The sequence below is a fragment of the Gloeomargarita sp. genome, from assembly GCF_053491055.1.
In genome coordinates, this window is record NZ_JBRCEP010000088.1 from 1 (window position 1) to 24,453 (window position 24,453).

23 protein-coding genes, 1 pseudogene and 1 riboswitch are annotated in these 24,453 nt (G+C 58.4%); of the genes and pseudogenes, 11 read left to right on the forward strand and 13 right to left on the reverse strand.

Going from position 1 to position 24,453, the window contains the following annotated elements; translation table 11 throughout:
• Together ACWISF_RS09620 and miaB are read right to left on the reverse strand one after the other, a co-directional pair.
• Positions 1-220 (reverse strand): annotated as a pseudogene (locus tag ACWISF_RS09620) (cell division protein FtsW); the annotation flags it as partial.
• A gap of 484 nt (positions 221-704) precedes the next feature.
• A complete protein-coding gene (gene miaB, locus ACWISF_RS09625; protein WP_448381371.1) occupies positions 705-2,042 on the reverse strand; it encodes a tRNA (N6-isopentenyl adenosine(37)-C2)-methylthiotransferase MiaB in 1,338 nt (445 codons plus the stop codon).
• 292 nt (positions 2,043-2,334) lie between these two features.
• Here miaB and ACWISF_RS09630 point away from each other — a divergent pair, with 292 nt between their 5' ends.
• Positions 2,335-2,859: a gamma carbonic anhydrase family protein gene (locus tag ACWISF_RS09630; RefSeq protein ID WP_448381372.1), complete on the forward strand. Its 525-nt coding sequence runs from the start codon at positions 2,335-2,337 to the stop codon at positions 2,857-2,859.
• On the opposite strand, the gene ACWISF_RS09635 is transcribed toward ACWISF_RS09630, so the two are convergent.
• Complete coding sequence (locus ACWISF_RS09635) at positions 2,814-3,587, reverse strand: TPM domain-containing protein (protein WP_448381391.1); 774 nt, start codon at positions 3,585-3,587, stop codon at positions 2,814-2,816. The two genes, ACWISF_RS09630 and ACWISF_RS09635, sit on opposite strands and share 46 nt — an antisense overlap.
• 178 nt (positions 3,588-3,765) lie before the next feature.
• Between ACWISF_RS09635 and ACWISF_RS09640 the strand changes: the two genes are divergently transcribed.
• Genes ACWISF_RS09640 through ACWISF_RS09650 form a run of 3 tightly spaced genes read left to right on the forward strand, consistent with a single transcriptional unit; the run spans position 3,766 to position 6,767 of the window.
• A complete protein-coding gene (locus ACWISF_RS09640) occupies positions 3,766-4,716 on the forward strand; it encodes a ribonuclease Z (protein ID WP_448381373.1) in 951 nt (316 codons plus the stop codon).
• Between the two features lie 55 nt (positions 4,717-4,771).
• Positions 4,772-5,530, forward strand: coding sequence for a YebC/PmpR family DNA-binding transcriptional regulator (locus tag ACWISF_RS09645; RefSeq protein WP_448381374.1), 759 nt, complete (start codon positions 4,772-4,774; stop codon positions 5,528-5,530).
• A 22-nt stretch (positions 5,531-5,552) separates the two neighbouring features.
• Entirely contained in the window at positions 5,553-6,767 is a 1,215-nt protein-coding gene (locus ACWISF_RS09650) for a pentapeptide repeat-containing protein (protein WP_448381375.1), read from the forward strand.
• Here ACWISF_RS09650 and ACWISF_RS09655 read toward each other — a convergent pair.
• From ACWISF_RS09655 to thiC, 7 genes are all read right to left on the reverse strand, one after another.
• The gene (locus tag ACWISF_RS09655; protein ID WP_448381376.1) at positions 6,697-7,173 is read right to left on the reverse strand and encodes a hypothetical protein; all 477 of its coding nucleotides are present in this window, start codon (positions 7,171-7,173) and stop codon (positions 6,697-6,699) included. The two genes, ACWISF_RS09650 and ACWISF_RS09655, sit on opposite strands and share 71 nt — an antisense overlap.
• Positions 7,146-7,931, reverse strand: coding sequence for a CPBP family intramembrane glutamic endopeptidase (locus ACWISF_RS09660; protein ID WP_448381377.1), 786 nt, complete (start codon positions 7,929-7,931; stop codon positions 7,146-7,148). The genes ACWISF_RS09655 and ACWISF_RS09660 overlap by 28 nt, the downstream gene beginning before the upstream one ends.
• Positions 7,932-7,969: 38 nt before the next feature.
• Positions 7,970-8,257 (reverse strand): ATP-dependent Clp protease adapter ClpS, encoded by a 288-nt coding sequence (gene clpS, locus ACWISF_RS09665; RefSeq protein ID WP_448381378.1) that lies wholly within the window; start codon positions 8,255-8,257, stop codon positions 7,970-7,972.
• A gap of 582 nt (positions 8,258-8,839) precedes the next feature.
• Positions 8,840-9,217, reverse strand: coding sequence for an aspartate 1-decarboxylase (gene panD / locus ACWISF_RS09670; RefSeq protein ID WP_448381379.1), 378 nt, complete (start codon positions 9,215-9,217; stop codon positions 8,840-8,842).
• Between the two features lie 12 nt (positions 9,218-9,229).
• Complete coding sequence (locus ACWISF_RS09675; protein ID WP_448381380.1) at positions 9,230-9,751, reverse strand: inorganic diphosphatase; 522 nt, start codon at positions 9,749-9,751, stop codon at positions 9,230-9,232.
• An 8-nt stretch (positions 9,752-9,759) separates the two neighbouring features.
• Positions 9,760-10,281 (reverse strand): GNAT family N-acetyltransferase, encoded by a 522-nt coding sequence (locus tag ACWISF_RS09680; RefSeq protein ID WP_448381381.1) that lies wholly within the window; start codon positions 10,279-10,281, stop codon positions 9,760-9,762.
• Complete coding sequence (gene thiC, locus ACWISF_RS09685) at positions 10,278-11,648, reverse strand: phosphomethylpyrimidine synthase ThiC (protein ID WP_448381382.1); 1,371 nt, start codon at positions 11,646-11,648, stop codon at positions 10,278-10,280. The genes ACWISF_RS09680 and thiC overlap by 4 nt, the downstream gene beginning before the upstream one ends.
• Positions 11,649-11,654: 6 nt before the next feature.
• A riboswitch (TPP riboswitch) is annotated at positions 11,655-11,747 on the reverse strand.
• A gap of 135 nt (positions 11,748-11,882) precedes the next feature.
• Between thiC and ACWISF_RS09690 the strand changes: the two genes are divergently transcribed.
• Together ACWISF_RS09690 and ACWISF_RS09695 are read left to right on the forward strand one after the other, a co-directional pair.
• On the forward strand, positions 11,883-12,005 hold the full coding sequence (locus ACWISF_RS09690) for a hypothetical protein (RefSeq protein WP_448381383.1): 123 nt from the start codon (positions 11,883-11,885) through the stop codon (positions 12,003-12,005).
• Positions 12,006-12,014: 9 nt separating this feature from the next.
• Positions 12,015-13,556, forward strand: a complete 1,542-nt coding sequence (locus ACWISF_RS09695; RefSeq protein ID WP_448381384.1) for an MBL fold metallo-hydrolase — start codon at positions 12,015-12,017, stop codon at positions 13,554-13,556.
• Between the two features lie 285 nt (positions 13,557-13,841).
• Here ACWISF_RS09695 and ACWISF_RS09700 read toward each other — a convergent pair whose 3' ends face one another.
• Positions 13,842-14,462: a thioredoxin family protein gene (locus tag ACWISF_RS09700; RefSeq protein WP_448381385.1), complete on the reverse strand. Its 621-nt coding sequence runs from the start codon at positions 14,460-14,462 to the stop codon at positions 13,842-13,844.
• 2 nt (positions 14,463-14,464) lie between these two features.
• Positions 14,465-16,525, reverse strand: a complete 2,061-nt coding sequence (locus ACWISF_RS09705) for a protein-disulfide reductase DsbD family protein (RefSeq protein ID WP_448381386.1) — start codon at positions 16,523-16,525, stop codon at positions 14,465-14,467.
• Between the two features lie 127 nt (positions 16,526-16,652).
• Between ACWISF_RS09705 and ACWISF_RS09710 the strand changes: the two genes are divergently transcribed.
• Together ACWISF_RS09710 and ACWISF_RS09715 are read left to right on the forward strand one after the other, a co-directional pair.
• Positions 16,653-17,432, forward strand: a complete 780-nt coding sequence (locus ACWISF_RS09710) for an MlaE family lipid ABC transporter permease subunit (RefSeq protein ID WP_448381392.1) — start codon at positions 16,653-16,655, stop codon at positions 17,430-17,432.
• Positions 17,432-18,085 carry a phosphoribosylanthranilate isomerase gene (locus ACWISF_RS09715; RefSeq protein ID WP_448381393.1) on the forward strand — a complete coding sequence of 218 codons (654 nt, stop codon included), beginning with the start codon at positions 17,432-17,434 and terminating at the stop codon, positions 18,083-18,085. The genes ACWISF_RS09710 and ACWISF_RS09715 overlap by 1 nt, the downstream gene beginning before the upstream one ends.
• Positions 18,086-18,139: 54 nt before the next feature.
• On the opposite strand, the gene ACWISF_RS09720 is transcribed toward ACWISF_RS09715, so the two are convergent.
• The gene (locus ACWISF_RS09720; protein ID WP_448381387.1) at positions 18,140-18,295 is read right to left on the reverse strand and encodes a hypothetical protein; all 156 of its coding nucleotides are present in this window, start codon (positions 18,293-18,295) and stop codon (positions 18,140-18,142) included.
• Between the two features lie 428 nt (positions 18,296-18,723).
• Here ACWISF_RS09720 and psaA point away from each other — a divergent pair, with 428 nt between their 5' ends.
• The 3 genes from psaA (at position 18,724) to ACWISF_RS09735 (ending at position 24,080) form a co-directional block, all read left to right on the forward strand.
• Positions 18,724-21,039: a photosystem I core protein PsaA gene (gene psaA / locus ACWISF_RS09725; protein ID WP_448381388.1), complete on the forward strand. Its 2,316-nt coding sequence runs from the start codon at positions 18,724-18,726 to the stop codon at positions 21,037-21,039.
• A gap of 15 nt (positions 21,040-21,054) precedes the next feature.
• Positions 21,055-23,286, forward strand: coding sequence for a photosystem I core protein PsaB (psaB, locus tag ACWISF_RS09730; RefSeq protein WP_448381389.1), 2,232 nt, complete (start codon positions 21,055-21,057; stop codon positions 23,284-23,286).
• A 290-nt stretch (positions 23,287-23,576) separates the two neighbouring features.
• Complete coding sequence (locus ACWISF_RS09735; protein WP_448381390.1) at positions 23,577-24,080, forward strand: TM2 domain-containing protein; 504 nt, start codon at positions 23,577-23,579, stop codon at positions 24,078-24,080.
• Positions 24,081-24,453 lie beyond the last annotated feature (373 nt).

A 24,453-nucleotide genomic window follows, 5' to 3' on the forward strand; every position in this document is an offset into this window, starting at 1 on the left:
CCCCCACCCCCAACACCGCCCAAACCACCTGCCGCTTGATGTAATAAAACCCGTCCCCATGATCCGCCACACTCATCGGGAACGACGCCGAAAACAACACCACCAACCCCACCGCCAGCCAGAGAAACGTCAACCGCTGGAGCCAACGCGCCGAGGCCGACCATTCCGCCACCTGCGGGTCCGCAAACGGGAACAACCAACGCCGCACCGTATCTACCACCGCACTCCCGACCGTATCGGTATCTTGGCAACCAACGTCAGTCTTGCCAGGGCGAACCAAGAAGCAACGCAAGAATGAATCAGCACTCCCTCCTTGCCTTTAGTGTACACACCTTGTCATCGCCAGCAGCGTTGAATCTTAAAGATATGGTTGCCGGGCAAGAATCTTTTGAGAAATTTTTAGCATTGGCTGATACCTCCCCCCCTGTTCAACAGCGATGCGAGTTTGCTTCAAATCACCAAAAATTTCCTTTCCCTAAGATACTTTTACCCCCATTTGGATAGAAGCGAACCAAGACCACCAAGTTCTGCAACGCTCCTTCAGCTTTTGTTATCAAGGGCTGCAAAAACCCTCACCAGGGTTTTCTGGGTAGTTTCGCAGGCCGAACCGGCCAGTTTACTTTTGGTCGCCAGCACCAAAACCGCAACCTCCACAACATAGCCACAAATTCTATCTTTCTATCTCGCTATCTTGTCCCCAAATCCTAACCGACCTGTCTGGCCACCGGCACCCCCGTCAGGCTAAACGCCCGCGCCTCCGTAATCTGCACCGGCACCACCTGCCCCAACTGGGTTTCCCCCGCCACAAAAGTCAGCCGGTTGGTCCGGGTACGCCCCATCCCCTGCGTCGCATTCTTGGGGTTGACCCCCTCGATGAGAATTTCCTCTACCCGCCCCAGATAGCGTTGCGAGCGCTGCGCCGCCACCTGCGCCACCAGATGATTCAAGCGCTGCAAACGGTCTTGTTTGACCTCCTCCGGCACTTGGTCAGGCCACGTGGCCGCCGGTGTCCCAGGCCGCGGCGAATAGGCCGCCGTATTTACTTGGTCAAAGCCAATCTGCGCCACCAAATCCAACGTCTGTTCAAATTGCGCCTCCGTCTCGCCGGGAAACCCCACAATCGCATCGGCGCTGATGGCCGCATCCGGGAGATAATGACGAATTTTGTCAATAATTTGGCAGTACCGTTCCCGCGTATAACCCCGCTGCATCCGCCGCAAAATCTCGTTGTCCCCGGACTGAAAGGGAATGTGAAAATGCTCGCACACCTTGGGCAGTTCCGCACAGGCTTGGATCAACCGCTCGGTGACATAGCGGGGATGGCTGGTGACAAAGCGAATCCGCTCGATCCCCGGCACGTCATGGATAAAATACAGCAAATCCGTCAACGTCACCCGATAACGCCCATCCGGTCGCGTGCCCAAATCCCGCCCATAGGCATCGATATTTTGCCCTAACAACGTAATTTCCTTGTACCCCTGTTCCGCCAGGCCGATAATTTCCTGTTTGATGGCTTCCGGTTGCCGGGATTGTTCCTTACCTCGCACTTTGGGCACGACGCAATAGGTACAGTGTTCGTTGCAGCCGTAAATCACATTCACCCAGGCGGTCACCCGACTGTCCCGGCGGGGCTTGGTGATGTCTTCCACAATCGCAATCGCTTCGGTGGCCACCACCTGCTGTCCCTGTTCCACCTGCGCCAGGATGTCCGCCAGCCGGTTGGCATACTGCGGCCCCATGACCGCATCCAATTCCGGCACGCGGCGCAGCAGACGTTCCCCTTCCTGTTGGGCCACACAACCGGCCACCACCAGGGTCAAACCGGGGTTTTGGTGCTTGCGTTTGGCCTGCCGCCCCAGGTAGGAATAGACTTTTTGCTCGGCGTTGTCGCGAATCGTACAGGTGTTGTACAGAATTAAATCGGCTTGGTCTTCGTCGGCGGTTGCCTCCCAGCCCAAATCCTCTAAAATCCCGGCCATGCGCTCCGAGTCGGCACGGTTCATCTGACACCCAAAAGTGACAATGTGATAACGACGGGCCATAGGCAAAATGTTACCGCCAGGGATGCACAGGGCCAAGAGGCTCAAGTAACTATTATAGAGGATGCTCCGTCATGGGAAGGGAGATGGGATTTCCCATGAGGATGCCTACGGCAGTTGGGATGAACGCTACTGCTCAGGGTGCGGCCCGGCACATTTATAATTGCATGCAGTCGTTGGGGCGGGCCATGACGCGCAGATTACCCAATTGCCCTAGCCCTCAGGAACAGTTGGCGCAGGGGGCAAGGTTGAGGGCGTATATCCGAGAACGCAGGGCGGCTGGGGCAGCCCAACCATGAATGCCGTTCCCCAGGTGGATTTAGCCGCGTTTGTGGCTGCCAATGCGACGGTGATTGGGGATGTGCGTTTGGGGGTGGATGCCAGTGTCTGGTATCAGGCGGTGCTGCGGGGGGACTGTAGCCCGATTGTGGTGGGGCAGGGTACGAATATCCAGGATGGCTGCGTGTTGCATGGGGACCCCGGCGAACCCACCATTTTGGGGGATTGGGTGACGGTGGGGCATCGGGCGGTGATCCACAGCGCGACGATTTGTCAAGGGGCGTTGATTGGCATCGGGGCCATTGTGCTCAATGGGGTGACGGTAGGCACAGGCTGCATCGTGGGCGCAGGGGCAGTTGTGACCAAATCCCTACCAGATTACTCCCTGGCCTTGGGCGTGCCCGCCAAGGTGGTGCGGGAGGTGACCCCCCAAGAAGCCGCCGCCTTGCTCACCCACGCCCAGGAATATGTGACCCTCGCCCGCCAGCACGCCCGTCAGGTTTTCGAGGGAAAAGGCTCCCCAAACAGGGGACTCAGGTAGGCCACCAAAGCACCAATGGCAAACCCGGCAACGTTACGCACAACAGGCAACCAATCGCTGGTGCGGCTGAGCACCGGCCCCAAACCAAAGGAGATAAAAAGCATCCCCCACAGGGGCGAAAAAATTAGCACCCACTGCCAGGCGATCACCTGCCCTTGGCGACGGGGTTGGGCGGCAAACCCACAGATAATTCCCCCCACCAGGGACGTAATCAAGGTCAACAGCCATTGCTCCTGGGGCAAACCGGGGACGACTTTGCACCCTTGCTCGCGCACCAGGCAGGTTTCTATCGCGCGCAGGGCTTGGATAATGGCCTGGTCTTCCCCGTGCTCCCGCACATAAAACATATTCCCAAACCGAGCTTGCAGTTCAATCCAAAACAGGCGGGGCAGTTTTTCATAGACCGCATCCCCCACATTAAAACTCAGTAAATTGCCCCCCCTGGGGTCGGCCACCAGCAACACACTCCGCTCATCCAAACCCCAAAAATCCTTGACCGCTTTGCCGGGCGTGCGGTCGTACTGGGTCACCACCCGCAACTTCCAGCCATGTTCCCGCTCAAACTGCGCCAACTCCTGCGCCAGCGCCTGTTCCTGGACGTCCGTAAGCGAACGATTCAGGTCAATAATCGGCGTCGGCTGGCTGGGTAACAGGTCGGGATTGTCATAGGCCCAGGCGGGCATAACCCCCAGCCCCCAAGCCAAAACCACCGCCAACACCCACCCCATCACCCAGGAACATCGCTTAACCATCGCTTATCCCACTCCACAAAAAACCGGTAAATTAAGCAATTGGGCAACAAAATTTACATTTTGTAACTTGAGTTTAATTTTAGAAAGTTTTGGGGTTTGCGTCAAACCGGGGGTTCGTTAGACTGGGGAAGTAGGGTTGGGCCGCAGACGAGGGGTGGAACTGACGTTTTTGGGAACCAGTTCGGGGGTGCCGACGCGGGGGCGGAATGTGTCGAGTATTGGGCTGAAGTTGCCCCAGCGGGCGGAGGTGTGGCTGTTTGACTGTGGGGAGGGTACCCAGCACCAACTGCTGCGCAGCGAGTTAAAAACCAGCCAGATTCGCCGGATTTTTATTACCCACATGCACGGGGACCACATCTTTGGCCTGGTGGGGCTGTTGGCCAGTTGTGGCTTGGCGGGGGACAATCACCGGGTGGACATCTATGGCCCGGCGGACTTGCAAGGGTACATCAAAGCCTGTTTGCGCTACAGTCAGATGCGGTTTGCCTTTCCGGTGCAGGTGCATCCGGTGGCGCCGGGGTTGGTGTATGAGGATGAGGAATTTCAGGTGACCTGTGCGCCGTTGAAGCATCGGGTGCCGGCCTTTGGCTATCGGGTGGCGGAGCGGGAACGGGCGGGGGAATTTAACGTGGCCAAGGCGCAGGCGTTGGGGATTCCGCCGGGGCCGGTCTATGGGCAGTTGAAGCGGGGGGAAACGGTGACGTTGCCGGATGGCCGGGTCTTCGATGGCCGGGAGTTTTGTGGCCCCCCCCAACCGGGGCGGTCGTTTGTGTACTGTACGGATACGATTTATTGCGACCAGGCGGTGGCCTTGGCCCAAGGTGCAGATGTGTTGGTGCACGAGGCGACGTTTGCCCACCAGGATGCGGCGTTGGCGTTTGAACGGCTCCATTCCACTTCGACCATGGCGGCGCAGGTGGCTTTGGCCGCGGGGGTCAAGCAGTTGATTCTCACCCACTTTAGCCCCCGCTACGCACCGGGCAATCCTTTGCAATTGAGCGATTTATTGGCGGAAGCCCAGGCAATTTTTCCCAATACCCTGCTGGCGTATGATTTTTTCACCTACACCATTCCCCGGGTACACCCGCCGCTGCCGGTAAGTTGACTCCTGGGAATTTGCTTTAATTTGATTGCATGGGTTTGACAGGGCCAGCAGCACGATGGCAGGACACAGCAAGTGGGCGAATATCAAACGGCAAAAGGCGCGGGTGGATGCCCTCAAGGGACAGATGTTTGCCAAACTTTCGCGGGAGATGATCGTGGCGGCGCGGCTGGGGTCGCCGGACCCGGCAGCCAATTTTCGCCTGCGGACGGCGGTGGAAAAGGCCAAGGCGGCGGGGATGTCCCAGGAGAATATTGAACGGGCGATTGCCAAGGGGGCGGGGTTGCTGGGGATGGATGCGGAGCGGCTGGAGGCGGTGCGTTACGAGGGCTATGCGCCGGGGGGAGTGGCGGTGTTGATTGAAGCCCTGACGGATAACCGCAACCGCACGGCGGGGGAGATTCGGGCGGCGTTTAATAAATACGGGGGCAATTTGGGGGAAACCGGCTGTGTGGGCTGGATGTTTACCCAGGTGGGCTGGATCGAACTGCCGGGGATTACCAGCGAAGAGGACCTCCTGGCGGCGGCGCTGCTGGTGCCCGCGACCGGGTATGAGTGGGAGGAGGGTACGGCGGCCTTGCTCACGGAACCCCTGGCTTTGGAAGCGGCAGTGACGGCGCTGCAAAAGGAAGGCTATCGGGTCGGCACGGCCCAGACCCGCTGGCAACCCACAACCACCGTGGCGATTACGGATGTGGACTGGGGGCGCAAGGTGCTGCGGTTGTTGGAGGCGTTGGAGGATTTGGACGATGTGCAGGCAGTGAGCGCTAATTTTGAGATGGATGAGCCGGTGTGGGCGGCCCTCGTCGGGCATTGACCTATCCCTGTATGATAAAGCCATGAATGCAGATGAATTGCTGCGGCGCTATGCCGACGGGGAGCGGGACTTCCGGCAGGCCAACCTGAACGGGGCGGATTTGGCCTTGGCCATCCTGCGGGAGATCAACCTCAGTCGCGCCAAGCTGGCCGGGGTGGGCTTGGGTCAGGCCAATTTGACGCGGGCGGATTTGAGCCGGGCGATATTGCGGGAAGCGGATTTGAGCCAGGCGGTACTGCGGGAGGCGAATCTGACGGCGGCCAAGTTGGTGGGGGCGTATCTGAGCCAGGCGGATTTGGAGGGAGCGGTTCTCAACAAGGCCAAATTGACCGAAGCGGATTTGGTGGGGGTGAATCTGCGGGGGGCCAAGCTGGTGGGGGCCAATTTGAGCCGGGTGGTGTTGATTGAGGCGGATTTGAGGGGCGCGGATTTGACTGGGGCGGATTTAACCGGCGCTAATTTGAACAATGCCCGGCTGTGTGGGGCGAATCTGGCCCGGGTGGATTTGACGCGGGCGGCCTTGCGCCATAGCGACCTCAGCCAGGCCAATTTTTTTGAAGCGGATTTGAGTCGGGCAATTTTGCAGGGGGCGAAACTGGTGGGGGCGGGCTTGAGCGATGCGATCTTGAGCGAAGCCAATCTTGCCAATGCGGATTTGAGCGAAGCCCAATGTATGAATGCCGATTTCAGCCGCACCAACTGCAAAGGGGCGAACCTCACCCGGGCGGTTTTGAACGGGGCGATTTTCGACCGGGTGGATTTGCTCCATGCCAATCTCACGGAGGCCGACCTCACCCGGGCGGATTTGACCGGCGTGGACTTGAGCCGCGCTAACCTCACCCGCACGCAACTCTACAAGGCGGTCTTACAGCGCAGCAATTTGGTACAGGCCACGCTGCGGGAAGCCAATTTGGGCGAGGCGGATTTGAGCGATGCCCGTTTGTCGCGGGCGATTCTCACCGGGGCGCGGTTACACCAGGCGAATCTGGCGGGGGGGGATTTGACCGGGGTGTTGCTCCAGGGGGCGGATTTGCGCGGTGCGAACTTGGCGGGGGCGATTCTCAACCAGGCGGACTTGACGAATGCCACGTTGGTGGATGCGGATTTGAGCGGGGCTTCCCTCTACGAAGTGCTGGTGCAGGGAGCGGATTTCACCCGTGCCTGTCTCACCGATGCCTACCTGGAAGCGACGGATTTGCAGGGGGCGCTGCTGACGGAAGCGATTTTGCCCCCGTGATGACCAGGCGGTAGGGGGGAGACTGCCCAGGGTCAAGACTGCCCAGAAAAATGTCATAAACGCCTGCCTGCCAATACCCAGAAATCTGTGCCGGGCGGTCTTGGATGGGGGTGGCACAAAACCAGCCATCGGCCGCCTTGATAAGCAGCGTCACCCGGGGGGCGTCCCTGACCTCGAATTTCAGGTAATCCATATCGGCGGTCATCTGCAACCGATGCTGGGGGTGGTGCGGCACATAACCACAGGGCGCACTGGCAACTGCCCCCCCTGCCCGTCCCTCTAGGGTTAAAGGCTCAAACCCCGGCGCTACCGCCACCACCGGCACACCGCAACCGGTTAACAGCAACGCCAGGCCAACCCAGAACCCCCGTTTTGCCATTACCCCGGCATCGTTCGCTGCGCCCACCGGCGGGTTGCCACCGCCACCGCCACCATCGCCGTCAACCCCAGAGGACTGGCCAAGGGATTCGTCTCGAGGGCCGTCAGCCAGGGGGGAAACGCCGGATGCACCGTCAGCCAGCCCCCCACCCGCACCCAGTAGTAGCTCGCCACCAACCCCCCGTGAAACCCCACCGGCCACCCCAGGCGCCCCCCGCAAGCCAGCCGTCCCCAAGCCAGCGTCAACCCCAGGAGCATCAACCCCGGAAACTGCGGCCAGAGAGCGGCAATTACCTCCGGGGGGTGGAAAAAATGCGCCAACGCAAACAGGCCACTACTGCCCCAGACTGCCCCTGCCACCCCATAATCCTGGCGCAACTCCTGCCACAACCAACCCCGGAACAGCCATTCCTCGGCCAGCGCCACCCCCAACCCCACAGCTACCCCTTCCCAAACAATTGGCATCTCCGGGCGATGGTGCCACTGCAACCAACCCCAAGCCGCCTGCAGACTCAGCAATGCCAGCAACGCCCCCACCCCCCACGCCCAACCCCAGAGCGCTTCTTGCCACCAGCGTCCTCCCAACGCCAAACCGTAGGAGTGCCAGGGCCGCTGTTCCCCCCGTACCGCCCGGCCCCACCAGTACAAAATGCCCATCAATTCCAGATAAAGAATCGCAGTTGCCAGAGGGCGCACCTGGTCACCCGTGCCCAAAAATGGCCACAGTGCCAGCACCACCGGCAACCAAACCGCCAACAAAATCAGGACAAATGCCAGCAGTCGCAAGGGGAATGGCCAAGTCGCCAACCGGCGCAAGTGGGCCTTTAGCATTCCGGCTCAATCGTGCTGGTCAAACCCCGGCGCCGCAACCCCTCGCAATAAAATTCCGCCGGCTCCAACGGGCAGACAATCACCAACCCCACCCCCGTATTGTGCGCCTCCAGCATCACCGCCACCGCATCCATCCAGGACAGGCTGGGCACGGTTTTCATCAGCGACTCCACCACATACTCCATCGTGTTGTGGTCGTCGTTGTGCAACAGTACTTTGTAATTGGGGGCGTGCTTGCGCTGTCCCCCGGTTTTCGGCTTTTCCAGAATTTCCGTTGTCACGGCAGTTCCTCCCTAGCTCACACAACTGAGCAATTGCGCTTGTAACTGGTTATAGATAAAGTCTAAAGCCCCCATCAAGGCCGGCAGGTCAGCGAGGGTATAAAAACGGGTGTTAAAGGTAAACAAATCACACCGCAGAATAGCTTGGTAGCTCCGTACTACGGGGCGGAAAAGCCTTTAAGCAACTTTAGTTGCTCATCAATGGTATGGTTATCGGCGAGGCGTACCGTTCCCAGGCGGTCGCTTGAGTGGGCCGTCGGCGTTGCACCTACTCCGGTGAAAAACCCGACCGGTGCGTCCCCGCTGACGCGAACAGTGCAGAACCTTAAGGAACGGTGTAGGGGTTGCGCGTCCGTTTGGGGACTGCGTCAGCATCCCCCGTCTTTGGGCAGTGGGAGTGTCAACCCCGCAAGAAAGTGTTACAGTGATGGCGGTTATACCAAACGGCGTTGCCGGAATTTGGTGTAATCACACCGTGGGACATCCCCTGTCTCCATTCCTAACGGCCCGCTTCGCTAACACAAAGGGTTCTTGCGTAGGCTCCCCATTATAGCGTATGCAAGCATGAGGGTTGGGAGTGTGTCACTGTTGTATAGGTCTTTCAGAGCGGCTTTCTTTAATCCGGTTGTGGGCATCCAAAATGAGCACCTTGGGGGTATGGTGTTGCCATTCTTCCCGGCTGAGCAACCCGTAACTCATGATAATTAGACGATCCCCCACCTGACCGCAGTGGGCCGCCGCGCCGTTGAGTTCCACTTGGCCGGAACCTGCTGGCGCTGCAATCACATAGGTCGTGAGGCGTTGGCCGTTGGTGATGTTGGCAACCTGCACCTGCTCGTAGGGTAAGATGCCCGCTTGGGTCAACAAATCCTGGTCAATGGCAATGCTGCCGCTGTAATCCAGATGGACGCCTGTGAGGGTGGCATTGTGCAGTTTACTGAGTAGGAAGGTGCGCCACACGGGAGTTGCCAGTTAACCCTTGTGTGTTTGGTAGGCGTGCACGCAGTGGGCCACCAGGGGCCAGACAGCATCCACATCCTTCCATTCCCCGACTTCCACCTTTTTGTGTTGCAGGTTTTTATAGGTGCGGAAAAATTCGGCAATTTCCGCCAACCGATGGGGCGCCACGTCGCCTAGGGATTTGACCTGGGCATAACGGGGGTCGTCTGCGGGCACACACAGCAGTTTTTCGTCCTGCTCGCCCCCGTCAACCATCTCCAACAGCCCCACCGGGCGCGCCGTCACCAGGCAACCGGGAAAGGTGGGTTCATCCATCATCACCAAACCGTCGAGGGGGTCGCCGTCATCGCCTAAGGTGTTGGGAATAAACCCGTAATCGTAGGGGTAATGAACCGCCGAGTAGAGCACCCGGTCCAACTTGATGACCCCTAAGGCTTTGTCCAACTCGTACTTGTTGCGGCAACCGCCGGGAATTTCGATGATCAGATTCACCAGCCCTTCGGCAGGTTGGGGGGGAATGTGGCTCCAATTCACAGCAGGACTCACGCTTGGGAACATTCTTGATTGTACCGGCAAAGGGGTTTGGCGAGTAATAGGCGCCGGGGTCCCCCAAACCACGTCTGCCAGGTCCATTCGCACCGCGCCACCCGGTAGCCCAACCCCTGGTAGAGGTTGCGCGCGGCTTGGTTGTTTTCCATCACGTGCAGGTACAGATATTCCTGGGGCCAAGACTGCACCGCTTGCTCTGCAGCCAGCAATAATTTCCGCCCCAGCCCCTGGCGACGATAGGCAGGCGCAACCGCCAAATTCGCCAAATAAATGTACTGAATATGCAGCCATTGCCGCTGGCTCACCTCCACCGCCCCCGCCAGCGCCTTCCCCTGCCAGACCGCCAGCCAGAGAATCTTGTCCCCCTCGCGCTCTAGCCGTTGGGCAATGTCCTGCTCAATCGTGCGCTGCCATAGGGTCGTCCACCAACCCCCCGGATTCCAAGGCGGCGGGAAACACTCGGCCAACAGGACGGCCAACTGGCGCAATTCCCCTGGGGCAATCGGGCGAATCACCCCTGCTTGGCCAGAAATCGCTCTAGCTCCTGCAACTGCTCCGCATCCACCTTGGTTTGCATCGGACAGAATTTAGGGCCACACATGGAGCAAAATTCCGCCGTTTTGTAAATGTCCGCAGGCAAGGTTTCGTCGTGGTACTCCCGCGCCCGCTCCGGGTCAAGGGCCAATTCAAACTGCCGATTCCAGTCGAATTGATAACGGGCCGCCGACAGGGCATCATCCCGGTCCCGCGCCCCCGGACGATGACGGGCAATATCCGCCGCATGGGCAGCAATTTTGTAGGCAATCAACCCGTTGCGCACATCCTCCGCGTTGGGCAACCCCAAATGCTCCTTGGGCGTGACATAACACAACATCGCCGTCCCGTACCACCCCGCCAGCGCCGCCCCAATCGCCGAAGTAATGTGGTCATACCCCGGCGCAATATCCGTCACCAACGGCCCCAGCACATAAAACGGCGCCTCAGCACATTCCTCCATCTGCTTTTTCACATTAAATTCAATCTGGTCCATCGGCACATGGCCTGGACCTTCCACCATCACCTGCACATCGTGTTCCCAGGCTTGGCGCGTCAATTGCCCCAGGGTCTTCAACTCCGCCATTTGCGCCGCATCCGAAGCATCATGCAGACAGCCAGGGCGCAGGGCATCCCCCAAACTAAACGACACGTCATATTTCTTGAAAATTTCGATAATATCCCGGAAATGGGTGTAGAGGGGATTTTGTTTGTGGTGGTGCAACATCCAGCGGGCAATAATCCCCCCACCGCGGGAAACAATGCCCGTTAGCCGGTTTTTCACCAAAGGCAAATGCTCCAGCAAAATCCCCGCATGGATGGTCATGTAATCCACCCCCTGCTGGGCATGCTTTTCAATCACGTGCAGAAAATCCTCCGGCCCCAGCTTGTCCAAATTCCCATGCACCGATTCCAGGGCTTGATACACCGGCACCGTCCCAACCGGCACCGGCGAATTCCGGATAATCGTCGTGCGAATTTCATCCAAATTGCCGCCGCCGGTGGACAAATCCATCACCGTATCCGCGCCGTATTTCAGCGCCAGAGAAAGCTTCTCTAACTCTTTTTCAATATCCGAGGAATTGGGCGAAGCGCCGATATTGGCATTCACCTTACACCGGGCGGCAATGCCAATGCACATTGGTTCCAAATTTTCGTGGTTAATGTTGGCCGGAATAATCATCCGTCCCCGCGCCACCTCAGCCCGAATCAACTCCGGCGGCAGTTGTTCTCGCTCGGCCACATACCGCATTTCTTCGGTAATCACACCCTGACGGGCATAATGCATCTGGGTCACATTGGCCTGACCCCGCCGCGGGGCGACCCACTGAGTACGTAAATGCGCCATATCATTACCTCAAAAAAACAGCTTCCCTCCGCCGGTATGACCCGGTTCAGGTTCTTAGGGTATACTCTCAGCCCCGCCGGGGCACCCCTAGCCTAGCTAGCATTGTAACATAGGGGTTTTGGCGAAGTGGGCCTGGGGCGCCGGTTGGGAAAAATTTTAGGATTCCCACCCAGGCACCGACGGGTGGGGGGGATTTTTGGTTATGGTGAAGCTGGGAGATGCTGGAGCGCAAGCATGGATGTCAAGACGGTGATTTTGGGTTTGACGGTGGTATTTACGGTGGCGGCTTTGTATTTTGGCACGCGCAATGGGTTTTACGACACGGACAACTACCACGGCAACGGCTCGGCACACTGAAGCGCACCCATGACCCTGGGGTGTCGGGTCTATAGTCCCGGACAGGGGGGAGCGGGGGTTTGTCTGGTGGTGTACCTGGGCGATTACCGCCTGATGTTGGACTGTGGTTTGTCGTCCCTTGACCCCTATTTTGACCTCACACCACCGGCGGATGCGGTCGTGTGTTCCCATGCCCATCCCCACCACGGCCGGGGGCTGCTGGCCTTGCACCGCGGGTTTCCCGATTTGCCCATTTATGTCAGCGAGGTGACCCGGCGCTTGTTGCCCTTGAATTGGCCGGTGGAACCGGGATTGACCGGGTTAGGCACCATTCTCCCCTGGCGGGTACCCGTGCCGTTGACCGAGGCAGTGACGGTGGAATTGATTCCGGCGGGCCATTTACCGGGGGCGGCCTTGGTGTGGGTGCAGTACCAGACGGCAGGGCGGGTCATTTCCCTGCTTTATACGGGGAATTGTTTTTTGGCCAATACCCGCTTGACCGAGGGGTTGCGGTTGGCGGAATTGCAGGGCATCCGTCCCGATGTGTTGATCCTGGATGGCACGGCGGGTACACGCAAATATCCCCGGCGCAAGCAACAGGAGCAGCAGTTGGCGGAATTGGTGGTGTGGGGTTTGACCCAAGGACAACGGGTGTGGATTGGCGCCGAGGCCATCGGGACGGCGCAGGAAATTTTGTTGGTCCTGCGGACGCACTATTTGCTGACCGGGCGGCCTGTGAAAATTGGGGTGGCACCGGCGGTGGCGCGGGGGTGTGATGTCCTGCTGGAACTGCTGGCTTTTTTACCGGCGCCGGTACAGAATTTTGCCCGCCACCAAAGTCTGTTTTGGGACCAGCGGGTTTATCCCCAAAGCTTTCGTTGGGGGGCAGAACCACCGGAGGCGTTTGACATTGTCCTGGCAGATACCTGGCCGGAGCCAGACGCCTTGGCCCAGCCGGAAGATTGGCTGGTGTTGTGGCCGCAAGGGGAACCCGCCCCGCCCCAGGGGGTCTATCACCCCTATCTGCTCCAGGCGCACAACGACGGGGTAGCCACGTTGCAACTCATTCATACCCTGCGCCCCCAGCATTTGGTGTTGGTGGATGGGACGCTGGCGGATTTGGGGGATTTGGCGGCTCTAGAGGAAATCCGCAACCGCTACCACGTCCATATTCCCCAAGCGGGGGCCTGGCTGGATTTGCCTTTGGGGATGCCGCTGGTGTCTATCCCACCGCCGGAACACACAGGCAGTTACGAGGGGGAATTGACCGAGACGGACACGGGCGTGCGGATTGAGTTGCCCCAGACGGTAACCAGTGACCCCCGCTGGGTGCATTTTGCCGCGACCGGGTTGGTGGAAGCCCGCTGGCAGGGGGAGGAACTGCTGGTGCGGGGGTTGAGTCCCCAGGAGGTGTTGGCCGCACCGCCGACGCCTGCCCGTTCCTGTGCCCACTGTCGTTTCTACCGCGGCCAACGGTGTACCCAACCGGAATCCCCCTTGATGGGGTTGCAAGTAGCGCCGGAAGGATACTGCGATGCCTTTGCCCCGCAAGAGGAAACGGAATCGCCATGACCTGAATCCAGGCATTTGTGATGGTTTCTGGTCACAGGCACTATAGCTAAGCATACAAAGGTTGACATGACATAGGCCGCTGGGCGTAACCCCACATTGGTTTCTCATAACGAAGCGTGGCGTAGCCGTAAATCTTAAGGCGACAACCTTAACCTACCTGGCTATATAATCATGCCCGGTGGCAAGCGCAAGCATGGGGTGTCCTAGAGGTTCTCCAATTGAGAACGCCATGAGGATACCCCCTGTTTGGCCAGGGGATATCCCAAACTACCTTTTGGTTTTTGTTCAGTTTTTGTACTTCACCGAGCAACCGTAGGGTTGGGTGGTACTGATGGTGACTTTTTGCCCGGCCAAAATCTGTTGAATGGCCGCGCGGACGTAATTTTTGGCCTTGGTGACGTCTTGCTCAGCAAGGCTGGGTTGATCATCAATCGCACCCATGTACTGCAACCGTCCTGCTTGGTCAATGACGAACATGTGGGGGGTGGTGCGGGCGCCGTAGAGTTTCCCCAACGTGCCTTCGGGATCGAGGAGCACCGCCGTCGGGCTGGCCTTTTGCTCCTTGACCACCGCATTGGCCTGCTCTGCGGTGACAAACCCCTGTTGCCCCGGCGCTGACGAGACCACGGAAAACCACACGACCCCTTTGGCCTTGGCTTCCTGTTGCAGCTTTTGCATATTGCCGCTGCGGTAGTGCTTGACCACGAAGGGGCATTGGTGGTTGGTCCATTCCAGCACCACTACCTTACCTTTGTAATCGCTCAGGCGGACGGTCTGGCCGGTGCTGGTCTTGGCGGTAAAATCGGGGGCCGGATTGCCAACCCGCACCGTCGCCCAGCTAGGGGCAGCAACACTGCTGACCACCATCGCCGCCGTCGTCGGCATCAGCCAAGGGAAACGCGCCATGGTTAACCTCCAGTTTGCGATGACAACCATTCCGTGACCTGGTTCGGACGGAGCCGACTCGGCCACACCACCGGGGGTCGGTTGCCCCCTGGATAGAGGACGTACAGGGGCACGCCGCTACGGCCAAACCCCTGCAAGATTTGGGTAATCGCTGGGTCCTGACGGGTCCAGTCCGCCTTCAGCAGGGTAATGCCCCGCTCCCGAAACGCCTGTTGCACTTCGGGATGGCGGAAAACCAGCCGCTCGTTCATCTGACAACTCACACACCAGGCCGCCGTGAAATTCACAAAGACCGGTCGGCCCTGTTGGCGCAGCGCCTGCAGGCGTTCAGGCGTAAAGGGTTCCCAGACCACATCCGCCGGGCTTTGTGCGGGCGGTCGTTCCACCGTCACCCCCGCTGGCAACCACCCCGGTAAGGTGAGACAAAAACCGGCAAGCAACAGCGCACCCCAAAGGCTAAACCGGCGCCAACCTGGGTGCACCTGCCCTTGGCCGTACAGCCAGGCTGCCAAACCCACCAGCACCAAACTCGTAAGTCCCACGGCCAAGCCATCCGTGCCCGTTTGCAGGGTCAGCACCCACAGCAACCAGGCCGCCGCTCCATAGACCGGAAAAGCCAACAGCCGTTGCAGCGTGTGCATCCAAGCCCCTGGTCTGGGCAACCAGCGCCGCCAGCCGGGAACAAAACACAGCAGGGTGTACGGGCAGGCAAACCCCAGCCCCAGACTGGTAAATACGGCCAGCGCTTCTCCAGGTGGCAAGGTCAAGGCCGCCCCAATCGCCGTGGCCATAAACGGCGCCGTACAAGGCGTGGCCGCTACCGTGGCCAGCACCCCCGTAAAAAATTCCCCCACATACCCCGGTCGTTCCGTCAAGCTTTGCCCAACCCCCAGCCAGCCTGTCCCCACCTGAAACACGCCAGAGAGATTTAAGCCCACCGCAAACAACAGATTCAGCAAAACCAAGACCATCCCTGGCGATTGCAACTGGAAGCCCCAGCCCAACTGCTGTCCCAACCCCCGCAACCCCAGCAACACCGCCGCTACCACCCATAAACTCACCAGCACCCCTGCCCCATAGCTCAATCCCCCCAGACGCACCTGCCGCGGCGATTGCCGCACCTTATCGGCCAGTTGCAGGGTTTTTAGGGACAGAATTGGCAGCACACAGGGCATGACATTCAACAGCAAACCGCCCAAAAACCCTAGCCCCACAATCCGCCCCAGGTTCCCCCCGCCTGCTGGGAACACCCCTGGCACCGCTTGCATCGTGTAGGCGTGCGTCCCCTGCTCGGTCGTCACCACCAACACCCCCTCCACAGTAGCCAGGTGCTCCCGGTAGCCGCGGGTCACCGTCAGTTGGGTGAGGTTGCCGGTCTGGGTCAAAACTTGGGGCGCCGCATAGGTAATCACGCCGTCTGCCCAAGGGAAAAACGCCGCCTGTTTGACCCCCGTCAACGGCCAACTCAACGTGAGCCGTTCCCCCTGAACCGCATACCTAACCGGCCAGGGAGCAGGCTGGGGATGTTGCCGCCGTACCTGGGCAAATGCCGCTGTGGCGGCGGGATTGGCTTGCGCCGTCGCTGCTACCGGCAAACGCAACGTCAATGTCGTAGCTTCGGGAATGCAGTCCTCGCGACAGACCAACCAACTGACCTGCGCCTGGAGCGTGAGCGTTTGCCCAGGCGTTAACGCCGCAGAGGGCCTGATTTGACTGAGCAAAAGCACCTGGTCGCGATAACCAAAATTCATCAAAGGCCCCACCGGCAAACGCTGGGGATAGGGCCATTGCACATCCCCCGCCGTCGTTCCTGGGGGTAATTCCCACTGGATGCGCACCCGGTCCCCAGAATCCCCTGGATTTTGCCAATAGACATGCCAACCAGGCGCAATGCGAAGCTGTACCCCCACCGCGAACGGGGTTCCCGGTTGCACCGTCTGCACCTCACTTATCAGTTCCGCCTGTACGTAGCGGGGAGCCGCCTGCAGCGGTGCGGGACCACCCAACCAAACCCCCAACACCAAGACGCCAGCAAGCAACAGGCGGAACCAGGGTGCGTACATAAAACTTAACAATTGGGTTACAATGCGTTACGTTCCATTGTACCCGAAGGGCCAGACGGCGGTAAGCGGTTTTGGGTTCTGGGGGCGGGTCAGTTTAGAATTGGGGCAGCAGTGGGGACAGCAGGCGATGGCGCCGTTGGGGCAAACGTGGCGGTGGGGGCAGCGGTTGGGCAGTACGTTACTGCTGTGGGGGCAGGTGACGGTGCATTTGTTGCGGGGGCGGGTACACCGGCGCAATTTGGTCGCCCAACTGGCAATCGTGGGGCCAGAATCCCTGCTGGTGGTGGTCCTTACGGGTCTGTTTGTCGGTATGGTGTTTACGATTCAGGTGGCGCGGGAGTTTGTCCGGTTTGGTTCTGGGAATTTGGTCGGTGGGGTGTTGGCCCTGGCGTTGGTGCGGGAGTTGGCGCCTGTACTCACTGCGGTGATTGTGGCCGGGCGGGTGGGTGCGGCTTTTGCTGCGGAGTTGGGCACGATGCAGGTAACCGAGCAAATTGATGCGTTGTACATGTTGAAGACTGACCCGGTGGATTACCTGGTACTGCCGCGGGTGTTGGCCTGTATGTTGATGGTGCCCTTGCTGACGGTGGTGGCTTTGGTTGTCGGGATTGGCGGCGGCGTGTTGATTGCCAATCGCATGTACAATCTCAGTATTTCCCAGTTTTTGGACTCGGTGCAGCAGTTCATGGAGGCGGCGGATATGTTCAAAGCCCTGGTCAAGGGGGGCATGTTTGGGATGTTGGTGGCAACGATTGGCTGTGGCTGGGGGCTAACAACCACAGGCGGCGCCAAAGGGGTAGGGCAATCCACTACGGCAGCGGTGGTCACGGGGCTGCTGGCGATTTTTATTGCGGATTTCTTCCTCTCCTGGCTGATGTTTGGCGGTGTGGGAACGGCGCTGGGGTGATGGAGGTAAAAATCTGCGGTTTAACCCAGGTGGCGCAGGCGGTGGCGATTGCCCGGATGGGGGTAACGGCGGTGGGAATCGTCTGCGTGCCGACGTCGCGCCGCTATGTGGCCCCTGCGCAACAACGGCAACTCAACCAGGCGTTGGCGGCCTATCCGGTCTGGCGGGTGGGGGTGTTTGCCGAGTGTCCTTTGTCGGAGGTGATTGCCGCTGTGCAAACCCAGGGGTTTACCGGGGTGCAGTTGCACGGGCAGGAGTCGCCCCCGTATTGCCAAGCGCTCCGGGCCGCCTGTCCCGACGTGATGATCATCAAAGCGCTCCGGGTGCGGGATGCCACCAGTTTGGCGGGCATGGCTCCCTACGTTCCGTGGGTGGATCGCTTCTTGCTGGATGCCTATGACCCCCAACACCTGGGGGGTACGGGTCGCGCCTGGGATTGGGGCTTGCTCAGGCATCTCGACGCTCCTTTGCCCTGGTGGTTGGCAGGGGGCATTACCCCGGAAAATTGCCGCGCCGCCATTGCCCAAACGCGCCCTTACGGGATCGATGTCTCCAGCGGCGTAGAACAAACGCCTGGGGTCAAGGATATGCAGCGGGTGGCGCAGTTGCTCCAGGGCATCTACGGGCACGAAAAAACCCCCAGACGGAGCTGAATGTTCTTCCCTGCGGCTTGCCTGGGAGCAATCGCCGGTTGGCACTCCCACCGCCTAAAGCCGGGGGATGCTGACACAGTCCACCAACGGACGCGCCAAGGCGTGGTCAAGATGCCCCGAGACGGTTCCTTGCCACCAAGGCTCCAGGTTCCGCTTACTGACGCTCGCACCGTCCGGCTCGTTCACCGGGGTAGGTGATTGTTTCGTCACCAACACGCATTGGCAGGCGACTCCAATCGCTCAAAGACTACGTCCCGCTAACGCGAGCGGCCTTTTCCACCCCGTCGTGGGGAGCTACCAAGCGAACCTGTGCCCCCGGTCGCCTGCCGGCCAGACCGCAACAGAGAAATTTAATAAAATTAATAAAATGGATAGCTATAGCTAATTGTCGGTTTGATGTAAATTTTTGTAAAAATTTTTTGTTTATTTGTGGCAGGCAGGGGCGGGGAAGGACAAGGAGTTTAACTATTATTAACGCCCGGAACCAGACGGCGAGGGGAGCCTATAATGCTGACTAAGTTCAGGGTGTTACCGGGCGGGAATGGGGGCGACCCTGTTCCGGCTAAGGCGTGACGGTACTGTCGCGCGGCGGGAGCACCGAAATTTATTCCTTGCCGTATTAGGAGAGGAGCGTTCGAATGACCATCAGTCCACCGGAGCGGGAAGCGAAGGTTAGGGTGACTGTGGATCGTGACCCTGTGCCGACGTCGTTTGAGCGGTGGGCGAAGCCGGGGCATTTTTCCCGGTCTTTGTCCAAGGGGCCGAAGACCACCACCTGGATTTGGAATCTGCACGCCAACGCTCACGATTTTGACAGTCATACCAGCGACCTGGAGGATATTTCCCGCAAGATTTTTAGTGCCCACTTTGGCCATCTGGCGGTGGTGTTTGTGTGGCTAAGCGGGATGTATTTCCACGGGGCGAAATTTTCGAATTATTCGGCCTGGCTGGCGGACCCCTTGCACGTGAAGCCGAGTGCGCAGGTGGTCTGGCCGATTGTGGGCCAAGAGATTCTCAACGCCGACGTGGGGGGCGGATTCCAGGGGATTCAGATTACCTCTGGGTTTTTCCAACTCTGGCGGGCGAATGGGATTACCAATGAGTTCCAACTGTACTGCACGGCGATTGGCGCGCTGGTGATGGCGGCGCTGATGCTGTTTGCGGGTTGGTTCCATTACCACAAGGCGGCGCCGAAGCTGGAGTGGTTCCAGAATGTGGAATCGATGCTCAATCACCACCTGGCGGGTCTGCTGGGGTTGGGGTGTTTGGGCTACGCAGGGCAACAGATTCATGTGTCTTTGCCCATCAATGCCTGTTTGGATGCGATTGATGCGGGGGCGCCGTTGACCGTCGGGGGCAAATTGATCGCGACGGTGGCGGATATTCCCTTGCCCCATGAGTGGATTTTGAACCCGAGTTTGATGGCGGATGTGTTCCCCCATGTGCCTTGGGGTGTGCCGTCGGGGGTGCTGCCCTTCTTTACCCTGAATTGGGGGGCGTACACGGATTTCCTCACGTTTAAGGGGGGGTTAAACCCGGTGACGGGGGGTCTGTGGCTGACGGATACGGCGCACCACCATTTGGCGTTGGCGGTGTTGTTTATCGTGGCGGGGCATATGTACCGCACCAACTGGGGAATCGGCCACAGCATCAAGGAGATTTTGGAAGCCCATCGGGACCCGTTGCTGATTGGGGGCACGGGCCATAAGGGGTTGTACGAAATCTTGACTACCTCCTGGCATGCTCAGTTGGCGATTAACCTGGCGTTGTTGGGTTCGGTGACGATTATTGTGGCCCAGCATATGTACGCCATGCCGCCTTATCCGTACCTGGCGACGGATTATCCCACCCAGTTGTCCCTGTTTACCCATCACATGTGGATTGGGGGCTTTTTGGTGGTGGGCGCTGGGGCGCACGGGGCGATCTTTATGGTGCGGGATTATGACCCGGCGCAGAATGTGAATAATGTGTTGGATCGGGTGATCCGCCACCGGGATGCGATCATTTCGCACTTGAACTGGGTGTGTTTGTTCCTGGGCTTCCACAGCTTCGGGTTGTACATCCACAACGATACGATGCGGGCGCTGGGGCGGCCCCAGGATATGTTCTCGGATACGGCGATCCGTTTGCAGCCGGTGTTTGCCCAGTGGATTCAGGGGTTGCATGCGGCGGCGGCGGGTGCGACGGCTCCCTATGCGACGGCGGGGGTGAGTCCGATTTTTGGCGGGGAACCTCTGATCGTGGGGGGTAAGGTGGCGATGATGCCGATGGTGTTGGGCACGGCGGATTTTATGGTGCACCACATCCATGCCTTTACCATCCACGTGACGGTGTTGATCCTGCTGAAAGGGGTGTTGTTTGCCCGCAATTCCCGGTTGATTCCCGATAAGGCGAATCTGGGGTTTGCGTTCCCCTGTGATGGGCCGGGGCGCGGTGGTACCTGCCAGGTGTCCGGTTGGGACCACGTGTTCCTGGGGCTGTTTTGGATGTACAATTCGCTGTCTATTGCGATTTTCCACTTCTCCTGGAAGATGCAGTCGGACATCTGGGGGACGGTGGATGCCAATGGCGCGATTAACCACATTACCAGTGGGAATTTTGCCCAGAGTGCAATCACGATTAATGGCTGGCTGCGGGATTTCCTGTGGGCGCAGTCTTCGCAGGTGATTGGTTCCTACGGCTCGGCGCTGTCGGCCTACGGGATTATGTTCCTGGGGGCGCACTTTATTTGGGCGTTTAGCCTGATGTTTTTGTTCAGTGGCCGGGGCTACTGGCAGGAACTGATCGAGTCGATTGTCTGGGCGCACAACAAGCTCAAGGTGGCGCCGGCGATTCAGCCGCGGGCGTTGAGCATCATTCAAGGACGGGCGGTCGGGGTGGCCCACTACCTCTTAGGGGGGATTGTGACCACCTGGTCGTTCTTCCTGGCACGGATTATCGCCGTTTCCGGCTAAGGGATAGGAGAGGATATGGCAACGAAGTTTCCCAAATTTAGCCAAGCCTTGGCGCAGGACCCGACTACACGGCGTATCTGGTATGCCTTGGCGACGGCGAATGATTTTGAAAGCCACGATGGCATGACGGAGGAAAATCTGTACCAACGGATTTTTGCCTCGCATTTTGGCCATTTGGCGATTATTTTCCTGTGGACCTCGGGGAATCTGTTCCACGTGGCCTGGCAGGGAAATTTTGAGCAGTGGATCAAGGACCCGCTGAATGTGCGGCCTATTGCCCACGCCATCTGGGACCCCCATTTTGGGCAGGCGGCGGTGGAGGCGTTTACGCAGGCGCAAGGGGCGGCTGGCCCGGTGAACATTGCCTATTCCGGGGTGTACCAGTGGTGGTACACGATTGGGATGCGGACGAACAATGACCTGTATGCGGGGTCTATTTTCCTGCTGCTTTTGGCGGCGGTGGCTCTGTTTGCGGGCTGGCTGCATCTGCAACCCAAGTTCCGGCCTTCCCTGGCGTGGTTTAAGAATGCGGAGTCCCGTTTGAACCACCACCTGGCAGGGTTGTTTGGGGTGTCGTCGTTGGCTTGGACGGGGCACCTGGTGCATGTGGCGATTCCTGAATCCCGCGGGGTGCATGTGGGCTGGGATAATTTCCTGAGTATGCCGCCGCACCCGGCAGGTTTGGCGCCTTTCTTTTCGGGGAACTGGGGGGTGTATGCCCAGAACCCGGATACGCCGCAGCATATTTTTGGCACGGCGCAAGGGGCCGGAACGGCGATTCTCACCTTTTTGGGTGGGTTCCATCCCCAGACTCAATCCCTGTGGTTGACGGACATGGCGCACCACCACCTGGCGATTGCGGTGATTTTTATCATCGCCGGGCACATGTACCGCACCAATTTTGGGATTGGCCACAGCATCCGGGAAATCCTGAAGGCACACCGGCCGCCTGAGGGTACGCCGTTTGGGGGCGCCCTGGGGCGGGGTCACGAAGGGCTGTACGATACGATCAACAATTCGTTGCACTTCCAGTTGGGGCTGGCGTTGGCCTGCCTGGGGGTGATTACCTCGCTGGTGGCGCAACATATGTACAGTCTGCCTCCCTATGCCTTCATGGCGCAGGACCAGACGACGATGGCGGCGCTGTACACCCATCACCAGTACATTGCTGGGTTTTTGATGGTGGGGGCGTTTGCCCACGGGGCGATCTTCTTTGTGCGGGACTACGACCCGGAAGCCAATAAGGACAATGTACTGGCGCGGATGCTGGAGCACAAGGAGGCGATCATTTCCCACCTGAGTTGGGTGTCGCTGTTTTTGGGCTTCCACACGCTGGGTCTGTACGTCCACAACGACGTGGTGGTGGCGTTTGGGCAGCCGGAAAAGCAGATTTTGATTGAGCCGGTGTTTGCCCAGTGGATTCAGGCGGCGCATGGGAAGGCGCTGTACGGGTTCAATGTCCTGTTGTCGAATCCGGACAGCATTGCCACGACTGCGTGGCCGAACTACGGCAATGTCTGGTTGCCGGGTTGGTTGGATGCCATCAATGCGGGGACCAATTCCCTGTTTTTGACCATCGGGCCGGGGGATTTCCTGGTGCACCATGCGATTGCGCTGGGGTTGCACACCACGACCCTGATTCTGGTCAAGGGGGCGTTGGATGCCCGGGGTTCCAAGCTGATGCCGGATAAAAAGGACTTTGGCTACAGCTTCCCCTGTGATGGCCCGGGACGGGGCGGCACCTGCGATATTTCTGCCTGGGACGCCTTCTACCTGGCCATGTTCTGGATGCTGAACACGATTGGCTGGGTGACCTTCTACTGGCACTGGAAGCACCTGGCGATTTGGCAAGGGAATGTGGCGCAGTTTAACGAGTCCTCGACCTACCTGATGGGTTGGTTGCGGGACTACCTGTGGCTGAACAGTTCCCAGTTGATCAACGGCTACAACCCCTACGGGATGAACAATCTGTCGGTCTGGGCGTGGATGTTCCTGTTCGGGCACCTGGTCTGGGCGACGGGCTTTATGTTCCTGATTTCCTGGCGGGGTTACTGGCAGGAGTTGATCGAAACGCTGGTCTGGGCGCATGAGCGCACGCCCTTGGCGAACCTGGTGCGTTGGAAAGATAAGCCGGTGGCGCTGTCGATTGTCCAAGCCCGGTTGGTGGGTCTGGCGCACTTTACAGTGGGGTATGTCTTCACCTATGCGGCCTTTTTGATTGCTTCGACGGCGTCCATTTTCGGCTAGGTTTTATTCCTAGCTAAAACCCCAATCCCCTGCCTACGGGTGGGGGATTTTTATTTTTGCCCAAAAATCTGATGCAGCCTAAAACTTTTTGTATAAAAAAATTAGATAGGAACTAACGAAAAAATTAGGGGGTAATGATAAGATATTATGCTGTAAGCAGTGGGAGCAGGAAGTTATAGTCGTTTCACAGGAAAATGCAACACTTTGAGGCACTGGTCATCACTGTATCCCCTTCCAGGACAGGGTTTTCAGGTAAAGGCGCATGTCGCAAACTTGTTTGAAATGACTATATGCAACAGGTAAACTCAGGTACAGCATATCTACTGTGGTGCCTCTGTCTGTTCGGGATTTGTGGTGCTCAGCGTTTTTATGTTGGAGATATTGGTATTGGATTGATTTACCTTTTTACACTTGGCTTTTGTTACATTGGTCAGTTACTTGATCTGCTTCTCATTCCTGGTATGGTTGACCGACGAAATGTCTATTTAAGAGGTCTGGGGAGTGGAACCCCTAGCATCAACCAATCGATCACTCTGAATCTTGGTGACATTCCCCAAATCAAGCAACTTCAGGAAGCCCAGTTATCAGTTGTAACTTCAGATACTCCGATGCAAAGGTTGCTCAGAGCGGCTAAGGAAAATGGTGGTGTCTTATCTATTGCTCAAGCGGTTATGTATACCCAGCTAGAGCCTCAAGAAGTAAAAAAGTTACTTCAGGAAGCAGAGAGGGAAGGCCTTGCGGAAATTACTAACGACCCTGATTCTGGAGCTATTCGTTATCGCTTTGATATCTAGAAGTGAATCGTTTGTAGCCAATTATTAGCATTGCACAATAAATACAGTCCTCTGCGTTATTATGGGGTGCGAGCTTCAGAGATGAGAAGTTGGACTGGTGTGCGTGTATTTGCCTGTTTGTTCATCAAAATTTAGTTCCATTGAAAGGATTTGGCTAATTTTGAAGAATTTTATGTGACTTTTGCTTCGAGCCATAGGATTGGTATGGGGGTGTTAATCTATAGTTAGACTCCCCAACCGGTGCATGACCACCCCAACAGGCAGGACTGGATGGCAGGAAAGAAAACCGATACCAAACGCGCAATCGAGTCCTACGAGCACCGCGACAAAGAGCGCGTCAACAACCCGCCCGTGGGGCTGGTAACGCCCGAGA